Genomic DNA, 14588 nt, shown 5'->3' on the forward strand with positions numbered 1-14588 from the left:
GGAAGCTGGAAGCTGGAAGCTGGAAGCTGGAAGCTGGAAGCTGGAAGCTGGAAGACAGCATGAACCCCGCCATCATCGGGTCAAGGGTTTTCTTCAAGCTTCAAGCTTATGACTTCAAGCTCCGGGCGAAGCCCGGCCGGGTTTTCTTCCAGCTTCAAGCTGATGACTTCAAGCTCCGGGCGTAGCCCGGCCGGGTTTTCTTCAAGCTTCAAGCTTATGACTTCAAGCTCCGGGCGAAGCCCGGCTCTTCCAGGTGCGAAGCACCGCTCTTCAAGCTTAAGCCCGCGAAGCGGGCGTTCTTCCAGCTCCCGGGCGAAGCCCGGGTCAGGGAATCGGCTGCCGCCGTGACCAGAGAATCAGCAGCCCGCCGGCGATGATCATCGGCAGCGACAGCAGCATGCCCTGGGTCACCCAGCCGAAGGCGATGAAGCCGAGCTGCGGGTCGGGACGACGCACGAACTCCACGCTGATACGGAAGGCACCATAGAGCAGCAGAAACAGGCCGGAGACCAGACCGCGCCGACGCGGCGTCGACGACACCCACCATAGCACCGTGAACAGTACCGCACCCTCCAGCGCCGCCTCGTAGAGCGACGACGGATGGCGCGGCTGCGGCCCCAGGCCGGGGAAGACCAGCCCCCAGGGCAGGTCGGTGACGCGCCCTGGCAGCTCGTGGTTGATGAAGTTGCCGATCCGCCCCGCGCCCAGGCCGATCGGCACCAGCGGCGCGACGAAGTCGGTGAGCGTGAAGAAGGCCAGCTGCTTCTTGCGAGCGAAGTAAAGCGAGGCCAGCAGTACCCCGATCAGGCCCCCGTGGAAACTCATGCCGCCATCCCAGACCCGGAAGATCCACAGCGGATCGGCCAGCCATTGCTCGAGGCCATAGAACAGCGCATAGCCCAGACGGCCGCCCAACACCACGCCAAGCGCTGCATAGAAGATCATGTCGCCCACGTCGTCGCCGTTCAGGCCGATCCGTGGAGCGCGGCGGCGCCCCAACCACCAGGCGGCAATGAAGCCGATGACGTACATCAGGCCATACCAATGAACCTGTAGCGGGCCGAGCGAGATGGCCACGGGATCGATATCGGGGTAGCGCAGCATGGAATCCTCGGAAAATGGAGAGCTGGAAGCTGGAAGCTGGAAGCTGGAAGCTGGAAGCTGGAAGCCAAAGATTCCCCATCCGCCGCAGCGGGGTCAAGGCCTATCGTCAAGCTCCACGCTTCCTCCTTGAAGCGTCAAATCAGGAACTTGAGCCCCACCAGGGCCAAAAGGCCAGCGAAGGAGAGACGCAGCAGCCGCGCGGGAAGGCGATGCGCCAGCTTCACGCCGACCCGCGCGAAAGGCACGCTGGCGAGCACGATGCCCAGGAACGCAGGCCACATGACATAGCCCACGGCACCGGCAGGTAGCTGAGGCTGCCCCCAGCCAACGACGATGAAGGTAGCGGCACCAAAGGCGGCGATAGGCAGCCCACAGGCCGAAGAGGTCCCTACCGCCTGGGTCATGGGCGCCCCACAGCGGGTCAGCCACGGCACGCTCAGGGTGCCCCCACCGATCCCGAACAGCGCCGAGACGCCACCAATCACCGCGCCGGCCAGCCCCATGGCGGCTCGCCCCGGAGCGAGCCGCCTGGAACGTGTCCCGCGAGCCAGGGCCATCTTCGCGGCCACCGCCAGCAGGAAGACGCCGAACAGCCCACCCAGCGCACCGCCGGACAGGCTCCCGGCAACGAAGACGCCGGCAACCGCCCCCAGCACCAGGCCGGGCAACAGCGCCAGAAACCAGGCACGGTGCACGCTGCCCCGACGATAGTGCGCCCAGGCGGAGGACGCCCCGGTGACCACGATGGTCGACAGCGAGGTTCCCACCGCCAGGTGCATGATCACCTCCGGTGCGACCCCCTGCAGGTCGAAGGCGAAGACCAGCGCCGGCACGATGATCAACCCACCGCCGATGCCGAACAGCCCAGCCAGGGTGCCGGCCAGGCTGCCCAGCAGCAGATAGCCGACCATCAGCGAGACCGAGCTCATGCCCCACCCTCCCCGGCCACGAGTAGTCCGGGCAGCCAGTGGCGCACCCGATCCAGCAGATCCTGGGGCCGGTACGGCTTGGCCAGGTAGTCGTCCATGCCGGCCTCACGGAAGCGTTGGCGGTCGGCATCGCCGGCATTGGCGGTCAGCGCCACCATGACGCACCGAGGCCGATCAGGCTGTTCGACCTCCCGAGCTCGCCATGCGCGGCAGGTCTCCACGCCGTCCATATCCGCCATGTAGATATCCATGAACACCAGGTCGAAGGGGGTCTGCTCCAGACACTCGAGCGCCTCGCTGCCGCTGGTGGCAGTCGCCACCTGCAGGCCCTGCCGCTCGAGCACCTTCTGAGCCAGCATCAGGTTCACCGGACCATCGTCGACCACCAGCACACGCCCCGGCACCGTTTCCGACGCCGCCGGCTCGCCGAGGTTTTCCAGCAGCACGGCCGTCTCGGCCAACCGTTCCTGCAGCCCTTCGATGGCGGTACGACCACTCTCGCTACCGGCACGCCGGCACGAGTCGCTGCTCAAGACCTCGGACACCGCGGCCATCAGCGGCTTGAGCATCTGCTGCAGATGGCTCAGGTAGCCGGACTTCAGACGCGATTCCTCCTGGGCGCGCACTCGTCCGGTCTCGAGACGCACCAGGCGTTCCTGCTGGACCTCGAGATCGTCGAAGAGCCGCTGTTCGGCGCCACGAGCGGTATCCAGCTCGGCCGCCCAGCGTGAGGCCCAGGCGTCGCACATGCTTCCCAGGGCATCCAGGCGCTGGTCGAGCGGCAATTCGGGATCATCGAAGCGACCGGCTCCAAAAGCATCGTCTCCCCCCTCGGCCTTCAAGCGCTGCCCGAGACGGCCCAGCGCCGATTCGACCCTCGCTTCCATGGCACGGATGCGCTGGCGCAGCAGCATCAGAAAGGCGGCGACGTTGAGGCCGCTGCCGACCATCAGCGCGACCAGCAGCCAGAAGGTGCCACTCCAGGACACCGGCGAGAGCGCCAGCCAACGGCCGCTCAGGCCTACGGCCAGGCACAGCCCCACCAGGGCCAGCTGGATGGCCAGGGCCGGCCACAGGATAGGCTTGACCAGGCGCGACCAGGCACGCTCCTTGTCGGTCTCGACACTCATCGTCATCCCTGTCACGGGTCGCTTGAAAGCCTCCGAGTGTACGATGCCAGAGGTGCCATGTCATGGCGCCGGGTTTCCCGAGCCCGATGGGCGGGTTAGGCTAGCCCCATGTGCCTGATCGCCTTCGACCATCGCCCCGGCGCGTCCTTCGTGCTTCGCCTGGTGGCCAATCGTGACGAGTTCCACGCCCGCCCCACGGCCCCGCTGGGCGCCTGGCAGGATGCCCCGGACATCGTCGGCGGCCGAGATCTCGAGGCCGGCGGTTCCTGGCTCAGCGTGCACCGCCGCGGCCGCTTCGCCGCGGTGACCAACGTTCGGGATCCCGGCCTCGGCGTCCCCGACCATGCCCCCAGCCGCGGCAAACTGGTCCGTTCAGCCCTGGAGTGCGACGATCTGGGCGAGTGGCTGACGCGACTGGCCGACGACGATGCGCGACGCTACGCCGGTTTCAACCTGCTGGCCGGCGATGGCCGACACCTGTGGTACCTGCATCGCGGACGCGAGCGAATCGTCCTGCAGCAGGTCTCCGCCGGCCTGCACGGCCTCTCCAACGCTGAACTGGATACCCCCTGGCCCAAGCTGATCGCCGCGCGACAGGGGCTCGCTGCTGGCCTGCACCGCGGCCACTGGCCGGACGCTGCACTGGCTGCACTGGGGGATAGCCACGAGGCAGAGGACGACCGCCTTCCGTCGACGGGCATAGGGCTGGAGCTCGAACGCCGCCTGTCGGCGGCGTTCATCCTGGGCGAAGACTACGGTACACGGGCCACCACCTGGCTGGAGTGGCGGGCCGATGGACATCTGACCATCGGCGAGCGACGCTTCGGGCCCAACGGTGCCCCGCTCGGCGCCCGACACTTGACGCTGGCCACGCCAGCCCTGGCCTGACGACCTAAGCCTCGACAGCCAAGGCCCAAAGACATCTGGGCTGAAACGGATCAGGTGTCCTTGGGCGGCAACAGATGGGCCAGCTGCCACTCGTTCATCCGCGCCTCCAGGTGCCGCCGCACGCCCACCGGCGACGACTGGGTCAGGGTCTCGTCGACCAGCGCCTCGGCCGACGCCAGGCTGACGCGGCGAATGGCGGCACGCACCTTGGGCAGGCTGGGGGCGTTCATCGACAAGGCATTGAAGCCCATCCCCATCAGCAGCAGCGCACCGGCCGGATCCCCGGCCAACTCCCCGCACACCGAGGTGGGAACGCCCAGGGCCCTGGTCTCCCGAGCCAGGCGCGCCATGGCCGACAGCACCGCCGGATGGCAGGCATCGTAGAGATCCGCCACGCGTGGGTTGTTGCGATCCACCGCCAGCAGGTACTGGGTGAGGTCGTTGCTGCCCACCGAGAAGAAATCGACCCGCTCGGCCAGCGCTCCGAGCTGATAGAGCGTCGCCGGCACCTCCAGCATCACGCCCACCTTGGGGCGCGCCACCTCGATGCCGTCTTCTCCCAGTTCGCGAATGGCCCGTTCGAGCAGGCGCAGGGCGTCGTCGACCTCGTCGACGTTGGTGATCATCGGCAGCAGGACCTGAAGGTTGTCGAGCCCCTGCGAGGCGCGCAGCATCGCCCGCAGCTGGACCATCAACACTTCGGGATGATCCAGGGTGACGCGAATCCCCCGCCAGCCCAGGAACGGGTTGGCTTCCTCGATGGGAAAATAGGGCAGGTCCTTGTCGCCACCGATGTCCAGGGTCCGCATCACCACCGGCAGCGGGGCAAACCCCTCCAGCTGCTCACGATACAGCCGGGTCTGCTCCTGCTCTCCGGGGAAACGCTCGGTGATCATGAACGGCACTTCGGTGCGATACAGCCCCACGCCGCCGATACGAGACTTGAGCGAAGCCACCGCATCCACCGCCAACCCGGTATTGACCATCAGCGGCATGTCGTGGCCATCCGGGGTGCGGCTGGGCAGGTCCTGTTCGTGCTCGAGGACCTCGGCCAGCGCACGCTCCTCCTCGATCAAGCCCTGGTAGTGGTTCTCCAGGTCGGGGCTCGGGCGCACGAACAGCCGGCCGCGGTGGCCATCGAGCACCACCCGGGCCCCGTTGAGCCGCGGCAAGGGCAAGTCGACCATGCCCAGCACGGTGGGAATGCCCATGGCCCGGGCCACGATGGCCACGTGGGAGGTACTGGAGCCGCGCACCGAGACGATCCCCGCCAGGCGATCGCGCGGCACCTCGCCGAGCATCGCCACGCTGATCTCATCGCTGACCAGCACGGTATTCTCCGGGTAGACGGCCGGCGTCGAGGCGGTCTCCTCCTGCAAATGGGCGAGCACCCGACGCCCCAGGTCGCGCACGTCGGCCGCCCGCTCGCGAAGATAATCGTCGTCCACCCGCTCCAGGTACTGCACATGGCGTCGCACCACGTCGGCCAATGCCCCCGGCGCCCATTGCCCCTCGCGGATGCGCTTGACCACCTCCTGGGACAGCGCCGCCTCGCCCAGCATCTGCTGATAGACGTCGAACAGCGCCAGCTCCTGGGCGGAGATCCGGTTGGCCAGGCGCTCGCCCGCCGCACGGATCTCGTCACGCGCCTTGCCAATGGCCTCCTTGAGGCGTGCGATCTCATATTCCTCGTCGGTCGGGATCAGGTCCGGCACGCTGTCGAGATCGGCCGGCGGCGCGATCACCACCGCCTCGCCGATGGCCATGCCCGGCGAGGCCGCCACCCCGGTGAAGGTGGCCTGGCCGCCGGGCAAGGACGGCCGGGTCAGGCTACCGGTCGCCAGGGCATGGGCCAGGACGCCTGCCAGCTGTGCGGCCATGGTGACCAGGAAGGCCTCGTCGGCCTCATCGTAGCGACGCTTGTCGGATTGCTGCACGACCAGCACGCCGAGCATGCGCCGCTGATGGATGATCGGCACGCCGAGGAAGCTGAAGTAGCGCTCCTCGCCGGTGGCCTCGAAGTAACGAAAGTAGGGATGGGCGCGCGCGTCTTCCAGGTTGATGGGCTCCTCGCGCTGGGCCACCAGGCCCACCAGGCCCTCCCCGACCGACAGCGATACGTGTCCCACGGCCTGGGTCCTCAGGCCGATGGTTTCCATCAGCACCAGGCGATCGAGTTCGGCATCGAAGAGGTAGAAGGAACACACGTCAGTACGCATGGCCTTGCGAATACGTCGCACCATGGTCGACAGGGCGGCATCAAGATTGCGCGCCCCGTTGACCTCCAGGATGATGCGTCGCAACACCTCGAGCATCGGCGTCTTGCTGTCCATTGTCGTTATGCCTCGCTGAGGGTATCGCCGGGGCACGCCCCGGCATGTATCGCGGCGTCAGCCATGCCCGAGGGCCAGACGCTGGGCGCGCGGCGACAGCTCGCGCAGCGCGCGTCGATAGACCTCGCGCTTGAAGGGCACCACCTGTCCCAGCGGATACCAGTAACTGACCCAGCGCCAGCCGTCGAATTCCGGTTTGGCCGCACCGCCGTCCATGCTGATGCGGGTCTCTCCACAGCGGATCCTGAGCAGGAACCACTTCTGCTTCTGGCCGATACACACAGGCCGGGCGTGTGTTCGCACCATGCGTCGCGGCAGGCGATAGCGCAACCAGCCCCGGGTACAGGCAAGCACCTCGACGTCATCGGCGCTCAGGCCGACCTCCTCGTAGAGTTCGCGAAACAGTGCCTGTTGCGGTGTCTCGTTCGCCTTGATGCCTCCCTGGGGAAACTGCCACGCATTCTGCCCAACCCGACGCGCCCAAAGCAGCTGCCCCTGGTCGTTGGCGAGGATGATGCCAACGTTGGGGCGAAAGCCGTCTGCGTCGATCACGGACTTCACCTTATGAATCCAGTATTGGATTCATTCTTCCACAAGGCCGTGAAACGTATCAATACGCCGTTCGCGGCCCGCTCGAAGGGGTCGCCCGCATCTGCCATAATCGCGGGCTCGACATGCCAACGACAACCAGAGGAAATCCGTGAGCCTCGCCATCTTCGACCTGGACAACACCCTGCTCTCCATCGACAGCGACCATGCCTGGGGCGAGTTTCTGCTCGAGCAGGGCGCCGTGGACCCGGTGGCCTACAAGGAAGCCAACGATCGCTTCATGGCCGACTACGAAGCCGGCACTCTCGACATGAAGGAGTTCCTGTCGGTAGCCCTCAAGCCGCTGGCCGACAACTCGCCCGAACAGCTGGCAGCCTGGCATCAGCAGTTCATGGCCAGCAAGATCGAGCCGCACATCCTGCCCCGCGGCGAAGAGCTGATCGCCCGCCACCGGGCCCGCGGCGACACCCTGCTGATCATCACCGCCACCAACCGTTTCATCACCGGCCCGATCGCCGAACGCCTCGGCGTGGATGACCTGATCGCCGTGGAGCCGGAGATGGTCGAGGGCCGCTACACCGGCCGCGTCAGCGGCGTGCCCAGCTATCGGGAGGGCAAGGTGACGCGCCTGGAAGCATGGCTCACGGACCGCGACCACACCCTGCACGACGCCTGGTTCTACAGCGACTCTCACAACGACCTGCCGCTGCTGGAGCAGGTCGACCACCCGGTAGCGGTGGACCCCGACGCCACCCTGCGCCAGGCCGCCGAGGCGCGCGGCTGGCGGGTCATCAGCCTGCGCGGCTGAGCCGGCCCGGCTTCGCCGGGAGCTCGAAGCTCGAAGCCATAAGAAAACCCCGCCAGGAGTCGCCTGAGCGGGGTTTTCTGTTTTTCCTTCCAGGCGCGCAGCGCCGCTCTTCAAGCTTCAGGCTTAGAGCTTAGCCGAGCAGATGCTCCACCGCGGCGCGTTCTTCGCGCAGCTCGGTCTCGGTGGCGGTCATGCGATCACGGCTGAAGTCGTCGATCTCCAGGCCCTGGACGATCTCGTACTTGCCGCCCTTGCACACCACCGGGTAGGAGTACATCACGCCCGGCTCGATGCCGTAGCTGCCGTCGGCCGGAATGCCCATGCTGACGATGCCGTCGCTGCCGAGCGCCCAGTCACGCATGTGGTCGATGGCGGCAGAGGCGGCGGAGGCGGCGGAAGACGCACCGCGAGCCTTGATGATGGCGGCACCGCGCTGCTGCACGGTGGGGATGAAGTCGTTCTCGTACCAGTCACGCTCGACCAGCTCCAGGGCCGGCTTGCCGTCTACCTTGCAGTGGGCCAGGTCCGGGTACTGGGTCGCGCTGTGGTTGCCCCACACGATCATCGACTCGACGTCGGTGACGTGCTTGCCGGCTTTCTGGGCCAGCTGGGTCTTGGCCCGGTTATGGTCCAGACGCATCATCGCAGTGAACTGGCCGGCGTCGAGATCCGGCGCGTTGCAGGAGGCGATCAGGGCGTTGGTGTTGGCCGGGTTGCCCACCACCAGCACGCGCACGTCACGGCTGGCGTGATCGTTCAGTGCCTTGCCCTGGACGGAGAAGATGGCGGCGTTGGCCTCGAGCAGGTCCTTGCGCTCCATGCCCGGACCGCGCGGACGCGCGCCGACCAGCAGGGCGAAATCGGCATCCTTGAAGGCGACGTTGGGGTCGTCGGAGGCGACGATGTCCTGCACCAGCGGGAAGGCACAGTCGTTGAGCTCCATGACCACGCCGTTGAGCGCATCCATGGCCGGCGGAATCTCGAGCAGCTGCAGGATGACCGGCTGATCCTTGCCGAGCATGTCGCCGGAGGCGATACGGAAGGCCAGGGAGTAACTGATCTGGCCGGCGGCGCCGGTAATGGCAATACGGACGGGGTCTTTCATCGTGGCTCCTTCGGTTGTCGCCGTGAGGATCGGCCGGAGCGATGATGCCTCCCCGGCCGGGATCAAAACCGGAGAAATGGTATGCCTGCAGTGCACAAAACTCAATTCGACCTGCGAATAGGCCGCCGGACGGGGCAGATCAGGCGCCGCTGGAGGCCCTCGCCTCGGGCGCATGAGCCGCATGCAGCCGCGCGATCAGACGGTCCTCGAGCGAGAAACGCTCGGTGAGGCCCTTGGCTAGTCGATCCAGCCAGGCGGGCAGGCGGGAAAGGTAGTGCTGACAGCGCACCGGACTGGCGTAGTCCTCGTCGAAGGCCAGCACCAGTTCGGTGGACATCTCGAGGCGTGTCAGCAGGCGGTCGGCGAGCCCCAGGGCATCGTCGTCCTCGAACGCCTCGGCCTCGGCCCTGAGCTGGGGATAGATCTCGAAGTGCCCGGCACTGATGTAGTCCATCAGCAGTTCACTGAAGGCGTCGATACGCGGCTTGGTCACCGCCTCAAGCTCGGCGTCGCACACTTCCTTGAGCTCGTCGAAGCGAACGAGCAGCGTGCGTCGCTGGTCGAGCCAGCGGTCGATCAGCCGGTGGACGCCCCCCCAGCGTTCCTGTGCGCTCTTGCAGTCTTCCAGCATGGTGCTCCCCTCGCTCGATGGACCCGACCTCGGACACCCAACCGCCCCGGCCTGGAGCCACAGCGTCCCCCCTGGGGAAGGCGCTGTCAATCCTGCGGCGTCACCCCCGGCCAACGATAGCCGTTACGCCGCCGCAGGGACCGCCAAAGCAGGCCCAGCGGCACCAACGCCAGCACCACGAAGCCGATCAGCGTCCAGCCCGGCAGCGACAGCCCCAGGAAGCGTGCGCTGATCTCTGCGCACTCTCCCGAGGCGTTGAGCACCATGCTCAACACCTGCTGCAGCGGCAGGACCTCCAGCATGTAGTCGAGCCCGGGCCCACAGCTCGGCACCTGGTCGGCGGGCAGCGACTGCAGCCACAGGTGGCGCCAGGCCAGGCCGATACCGGCGGCCACGGCCAGCAGCGACAGCAGCGCGTAGACTGCCCCGCCGAGCCGCCCCTTGGGATCGTGCAGGGCCGCAACGGCAAACACCACGCCGGCGGCCATCACCGCCACCCGCTGGAAGATACACAGCGGACAGGGCTCGAGCCCCCCCAGGTGTTCGAGCCCCAGGGCCACCGCCATCATCAGCACGCAGCCACCCAGCCCCAGCAGGCTCCAGCCCCTCACGCCCGCCTCACGCAGTCCCTCGATCATCCCTGACCTCCCGCTCGCAGCGGCGTCAAAGCCCGGGATTCCCGGGCGCGTTCGAAATAGGCAGCCAGAAAATCGGCGAAGGTGTCGACGTCGGCGGCCTCGATGTCGCCCTGCTGCTGGTGGGACGTTTCCACCAGCTCGTCGAACAATGCCGCACGGGCGCGCTCGATGGGCTCCTCGCCCAGGCGTGCGCCCTGTTCCCGCGCCAGCGCCAGAACCGCCTCGACGAAGCCCTCATCGCGCGACATCAACCGCGCCAGCAGCTGGCCGGATGGCGTTCGCGCGGGATCCTCGAGCCTTGCCGACAGTGCCGCCAGGGCGTCGCCATGGGGCGAGCCCTCTTCCAGCCGATCCAGCAGCGCGGCGACCTCGCCGAGCCCGGCGAAGATATCGCCGCCCCAGTCGGCGATGGAGCGCTTGCGCCCATGATGATCCAGCCGCAGCGCGGGATCGCGCCCCCGCGACACCACCAGGCGCCGATTGTCGTCCAGGTGCTCACACTCCTCGTCGGAAATCCAGGGACTCTCGGTGAGCAGGCACCACATCAGGAAGGTATCGAGGAAACGACTCTGCACGGCGTCGATGCCCAGCGGGTCGAAGGGGTTCAGGTCGAGGCAGCGCACCTCGATGTATTCGACACCGCGGGCCTCGAGCGCCTGGCTGGGCGTCTCGTCATGGCGCGCCACCCGCTTCGGACGGATATCGCTGTAGTACTCGTTCTCGATCTGCAGGATGTTGGCGTTGAGCTGGCACCAATCGTCGCCCTCGCGCACGCCACTCGCCTGGTAGTCCGGCCAGGGAGTGGAGATGGCATGGCGCAGGGTGTTGACATAGTTGGACAGCGAGTTGAAACAGATCTTGAGCTGCGATTGCACCTTGTTCTGGTAGCCCAGATCGGACATGCGCAGGCTGGTGGCGAACGGCGAGACCAGCGTCTCGTCGCCATGTGCCTCGAGCCCCTCCGGTATCTTCCCGTCAGGCAGGAAGCTGCGATCGATCGCCGGCGAGGCACCGAACAGATAGAGCAGCAGCCAGCTGTGGCGGCGGAAATTGCGGATCAGACCGAAGTAGCGGGCCGAGCGATAGTCCTGCATGGCCGTCTCGCCCTCGCCGTCGAGCTCGCGCAGCAGCGCGAACAGCTCATCGGGCAACGATACGTTGTAGTGCACACCGGCAATCGCCTGCATGATGCGCCCGTAGCGCACATCCAGCCCCTTGCGGTAGACGTGCTTCATGCGCCCTACATTGGACTCGCCATAGTCGGCGATCGGCACGCTGTCGTTGCCATCGAGCCGGGCCGGCATGCTGGCCGGCCAGATCAGTTCCTCGCCCAGTCGCCGATAGCTGAAGCGATGCAGGTCGGCAAGGAACGCGAGGGCATCTTCGGGGCGGCTGTAGACCGGCGTGATGTACTCCAGCAGCGCCTCGGAGTAGTCGGTGGTGATATGCGGATGGGTCAGCTTGGAGCCCAGCGCCCGAGGGTGCCGGGTCTGGGCGATGCGCCCCGCGGCGTCGACCCGCAGCCCTTCCTTCTCGATGCCGCGGCGCAGTCGACCGAAGCGCCCCTGGTCGGCCAGCCGACCGAGGCGTTCGATGTGAGGGGAAAGCGTTTCGGACAAGGTGGTCACCCCATGTCGGGGACGCCGACGCCCGGCGTCCCGGTGGACGGTTCGGGCGCCGCGGCACCCGCAAGACCTCTGATTATGGCGACGGAAAACGGCGATTCAAGGTAAGCCGGCTAATTGCTTCGAGCTTCGAGCTTCGAGCTTCGAGCTTCGAGCTTCGAGCTTCGAGCTTCGAGCTTCGAGCTTCGAGCTTCGAGCTTCGAGCTTCGAGCTTCGACAGCATTATATCTCGTAGACCATGCCCCGTAGCCCGTAGCCCGTAGCCCGTAGCCCGTAGCCCGTAGCCCGTAGCCCGTAGCCCGTAGCCCCATGCTACCCCTTTCGCTTGGCCTTCAGCAGCGCCGCCCCCAGGGCGCCGAGCTGACCATCGCCCTGGCCGCCCTGCTCCTTGCCCTTCTGCGCTCCACCGCCCTTGCGCGCGGCCTTGCCCTGGCGGCCGCGAGGGCCACCGCCGCCACGCCTGGCCGGCTCGCCGTCTTCGCCGGGCTGGTCGTCGAGGCGCATGGACAGGCCGATGCGCGCACGTTCCAGATCCACGCTCATCACCTTGACCTTGACAATGTCGCCGGCCTTGACCACCGAGCGCGGGTCCTCGACGAACTTGTCGGACAGTGCCGAGATATGCACCAGGCCGTCCTGGTGCACGCCGATATCGACGAAGGCACCGAAGTGGGTGACGTTGGTGACGCTGCCCTCCAGCACCATGCCGGGCTCCAGGTCCTTGAGGGTCTCGACGCCCTCGCGGAACTCGGCCGCCTTGAACTCGGGGCGCGGGTCGCGGCCCGGCTTGTCGAGCTCCTTGAGGATATCGCTGACGGTGGGCACGCCGAAGCGCTCGTCGGCGAAGTCGGCGGGTTTCAAGGCCTTGAGCGTGGCGCTGTCGCCGATCAGTCCGCCGAGCTCACGCTGGCTCTGCTTGGCGATGCGCTCGACCAGCGGATAGGCCTCCGGGTGCACGGCACTGGCATCCAGCGGATTGTCGCCGCCCATGATGCGCAGGAAGCCGGCGCACTGCTCGAAGGTCTTGGGCCCCAAGCGGCTGACGTCGAGCAGCTGCTTGCGGCTGGCGAAGGCGCCCTCGGCGTCGCGGCGGGCGACGATGTTCTCGGCCAGCCCCGCGTTCAGCCCGGCGACCCGCGACAGCAGCGCGCTCGAGGCGGTGTTGAGATCGACACCCACGGCGTTGACGCAGTCCTCGATGACCGCTTCCAGGCTGCGTGACAGCTGCACCTGGGAGACATCGTGCTGGTACTGGCCGACGCCGATCGACTTGGGCTCGATCTTGACCAGCTCGGCCAGCGGGTCCTGCAGCCGACGGGCGATCGACACCGCACCGCGGATGGTCACGTCGAGATCGGGAAGTTCGCGCGCAGCGTATTCCGAGGCCGAGTACACCGAGGCGCCGGCCTCGCTGACCATCACCTTGGACAGCGGCCCCTTTCCTGCCCCGGTCCTTGAAGAAAGGGCCTTGACCAGCTCGCCTGCCAGCTTGTCGGTCTCGCGACTGGCGGTGCCGTTGCCCACCGCCACCAGGGCCACGTCGTGCTTGTTCACCAGCCGCGCCAGCACGGCCAGCGACTCGTCCCATTGATTACGCGGCGCATGGGGGAAGATGGTGGCGTGCTCGAGGAAGCGGCCGGTGGCGTCGACCACCGCCACCTTGCAGCCGGTGCGCAGCCCCGGGTCGATGGCCAGCGTCGCCTTCTGGCCGGCCGGTGCGGCCAGCAGCAGGTCCTTGAGGTTGGCAGCGAACACTTCGATGGCATCGAGTTCTGCGCGATCGCGCAGCCGACCCATCAGCTCGGTCTCCAGATGCGTGTAGAGCTTGACCCGCCAGGTCCAGCGCACCACTTCGGCGAGCCAGCGGTCGGCGGGACGGCCGTGGTCGGCGATCTCGAAGTGCTTGGCGATCGCCACCTGAGCCGGGTGAAGAAGGGCTTCGTCCTCGCCGGGCAGGCGCAGGGTCAGCGCCAGCACGCCTTCGTTGCGGCCGCGGAACATCGCCAGCGCGCGGTGTGAAGGCACCTTGGCCAGCGGCTCGTCGTGCTCGAAGTAGTCGGAGAACTTGGCGCCCTCCTGCTCCTTGCCGGCGATCAGCCGCGACGACAGCTCGCCGTCGCTCCACAGCCGCTCGCGCAGCCGGCCGACCAGCTCGGCCTCCTCGGCGAAGCGCTCCATGAGGATCTGCTTGGCGCCGTCCAGGGCCGACTTGGCGTCCTCGATGGCCGGAATGTCCTCCTCCGCGGCGCGGAAATACTTCGCCGCCTCGACCTCGGGATCCAGCGAGGGATCGGCCAGCAGCGCATCGGCCAGCGGCTCGAGACCGGCCTCCCGGGCGATCTGGGCCTTGGTGCGGCGCTTCTTGCGATACGGCAGGTAGAGGTCTTCCAGGCGCTGCTTGGTGTCGGCGGCGTGGATGCTGGCGGTCAGCTCGGGCGTCAGCTTGCCCTGCTCGTCGATGCTCGCCAGCACCGCCTCGCGGCGCTCCTCCAGCTCGCGCAGGTAGCCCAGCCGCTCGTGCAGCTGGCGCAGTTGGGTGTCGTCCAGCCCGCCGGTGACTTCCTTGCGATAGCGGGCGATGAAAGGCACGGTGGCCCCGCCGTCGAGCAGCTCCACGGTGGCCGCCACCTGGGGCCCGCGAACGCCGAGTTCCTCGGCGAGACGATCGATGATCTTGGCTTGTGCGTCCATGTAATCCTTGGCAATCCGGGACAGACGATCGCGACAAGGTATCACACCGCCGCCTGGGCCGGCAGCTGGAAGCTGGAAGCTGGAAGCTGGAAGCTGGAAGCTGGAAGCTGGAAGCTGGAAGCTGGAAGCTGGAAGCTGGAAGCTGGAAGCTGGAAGC

At 67.2% G+C, this 14588-nt stretch carries 13 protein-coding genes; 3 read left to right on the plus strand and 10 right to left on the minus strand.

The window, feature by feature from the left end:
* Window positions 1-185 (plus strand): hypothetical protein (locus tag FHR96_RS22030; protein WP_221195916.1); only part of this gene is annotated, 185 nt, incomplete at its 5' end.
* 139 nt (window positions 186-324) lie between these two features.
* Here the strand turns inward: FHR96_RS22030 and lgt are convergent.
* The 3 genes from lgt to FHR96_RS22045 form a co-directional block, all read right to left on the minus strand.
* Window positions 325-1104, minus strand: coding sequence for a prolipoprotein diacylglyceryl transferase (lgt, locus tag FHR96_RS22035; protein ID WP_183389862.1), 780 nt, complete (start codon window positions 1102-1104; stop codon window positions 325-327).
* 134 nt (window positions 1105-1238) lie between these two features.
* A complete protein-coding gene (locus FHR96_RS22040) occupies window positions 1239-2033 on the minus strand; it encodes a sulfite exporter TauE/SafE family protein (RefSeq protein WP_183389863.1) in 795 nt (264 codons plus the stop codon).
* The gene (locus FHR96_RS22045; RefSeq protein WP_183389864.1) at window positions 2030-3163 is read right to left on the minus strand and encodes a response regulator; all 1134 of its coding nucleotides are present in this window, start codon (window positions 3161-3163) and stop codon (window positions 2030-2032) included. Before FHR96_RS22045 ends, FHR96_RS22040 begins: the two co-directional genes overlap by 4 nt.
* Window positions 3164-3271: 108 nt before the next feature.
* Here FHR96_RS22045 and FHR96_RS22050 point away from each other — a divergent pair, with 108 nt between their 5' ends.
* On the plus strand, window positions 3272-4051 hold the full coding sequence (locus tag FHR96_RS22050) for an NRDE family protein (RefSeq protein WP_183389865.1): 780 nt from the start codon (window positions 3272-3274) through the stop codon (window positions 4049-4051).
* A gap of 50 nt (window positions 4052-4101) precedes the next feature.
* On the opposite strand, the gene ptsP is transcribed toward FHR96_RS22050, so the two are convergent.
* On the minus strand, window positions 4102-6366 hold the full coding sequence (gene ptsP, locus FHR96_RS22055; protein ID WP_183389872.1) for a phosphoenolpyruvate--protein phosphotransferase: 2265 nt from the start codon (window positions 6364-6366) through the stop codon (window positions 4102-4104).
* Between the two features lie 75 nt (window positions 6367-6441).
* Window positions 6442-6936, minus strand: coding sequence for an RNA pyrophosphohydrolase (locus tag FHR96_RS22060; RefSeq protein WP_183389866.1), 495 nt, complete (start codon window positions 6934-6936; stop codon window positions 6442-6444).
* Window positions 6937-7084: 148 nt separating this feature from the next.
* On the opposite strand from FHR96_RS22060, the gene FHR96_RS22065 reads away from it, so the two are divergent.
* On the plus strand, window positions 7085-7741 hold the full coding sequence (locus tag FHR96_RS22065) for a histidinol-phosphatase (protein ID WP_183389867.1): 657 nt from the start codon (window positions 7085-7087) through the stop codon (window positions 7739-7741).
* A 130-nt stretch (window positions 7742-7871) separates the two neighbouring features.
* Here the strand turns inward: FHR96_RS22065 and FHR96_RS22070 are convergent, their stop codons facing one another.
* The 5 genes from FHR96_RS22070 to FHR96_RS22090 form a co-directional block, all read right to left on the minus strand.
* The gene (locus tag FHR96_RS22070; RefSeq protein WP_183389868.1) at window positions 7872-8846 is read right to left on the minus strand and encodes a malate dehydrogenase; all 975 of its coding nucleotides are present in this window, start codon (window positions 8844-8846) and stop codon (window positions 7872-7874) included.
* A gap of 139 nt (window positions 8847-8985) precedes the next feature.
* Complete coding sequence (rsd, locus tag FHR96_RS22075; RefSeq protein ID WP_183389869.1) at window positions 8986-9477, minus strand: sigma D regulator; 492 nt, start codon at window positions 9475-9477, stop codon at window positions 8986-8988.
* Window positions 9478-9563: 86 nt separating this feature from the next.
* Complete coding sequence (locus FHR96_RS22080; protein WP_183389870.1) at window positions 9564-10115, minus strand: disulfide bond formation protein B; 552 nt, start codon at window positions 10113-10115, stop codon at window positions 9564-9566.
* A complete protein-coding gene (gene gshA, locus FHR96_RS22085; RefSeq protein WP_379685082.1) occupies window positions 10112-11743 on the minus strand; it encodes a glutamate--cysteine ligase in 1632 nt (543 codons plus the stop codon). Before gshA ends, FHR96_RS22080 begins: the two co-directional genes overlap by 4 nt.
* Window positions 11744-12052: 309 nt before the next feature.
* Entirely contained in the window at window positions 12053-14431 is a 2379-nt protein-coding gene (locus tag FHR96_RS22090; RefSeq protein WP_183389871.1) for a Tex family protein, read from the minus strand.
* Window positions 14432-14588: the final 157 nt, after the last annotated feature.

This window comes from Halomonas organivorans, from assembly GCF_014192055.1.
In the GTDB taxonomy this organism is placed as follows: Bacteria; Pseudomonadota; Gammaproteobacteria; order Pseudomonadales; family Halomonadaceae; genus Halomonas; species Halomonas organivorans.

What these genes read in the sequence shown, in the direction of transcription:
- lgt (WP_183389862.1), bottom strand. Translation starts at nt 1,104, where the DNA reads ATGCTGCGCTACCCCGATATCGATCCCGTGGCCATCTCGCTCGGCCCG.
- FHR96_RS22040 (WP_183389863.1), bottom strand. Translation starts at nt 2,033, where the DNA reads ATGAGCTCGGTCTCGCTGATGGTCGGCTATCTGCTGCTGGGCAGCCTG.
- FHR96_RS22045 (WP_183389864.1), bottom strand. Translation starts at nt 3,163, where the DNA reads ATGAGTGTCGAGACCGACAAGGAGCGTGCCTGGTCGCGCCTGGTCAAG.
- FHR96_RS22050 (WP_183389865.1), top strand. Translation starts at nt 3,272, where the DNA reads ATGTGCCTGATCGCCTTCGACCATCGCCCCGGCGCGTCCTTCGTGCTT.
- ptsP (WP_183389872.1), bottom strand. Translation starts at nt 6,366, where the DNA reads ATGCTCGAGGTGTTGCGACGCATCATCCTGGAGGTCAACGGGGCGCGC.
- FHR96_RS22070 (WP_183389868.1), bottom strand. Translation starts at nt 8,846, where the DNA reads ATGAAAGACCCCGTCCGTATTGCCATTACCGGCGCCGCCGGCCAGATC.
- rsd (WP_183389869.1), bottom strand. Translation starts at nt 9,477, where the DNA reads ATGCTGGAAGACTGCAAGAGCGCACAGGAACGCTGGGGGGGCGTCCAC.
- FHR96_RS22080 (WP_183389870.1), bottom strand. Translation starts at nt 10,115, where the DNA reads ATGATCGAGGGACTGCGTGAGGCGGGCGTGAGGGGCTGGAGCCTGCTG.
- FHR96_RS22090 (WP_183389871.1), bottom strand. Translation starts at nt 14,431, where the DNA reads ATGGACGCACAAGCCAAGATCATCGATCGTCTCGCCGAGGAACTCGGC.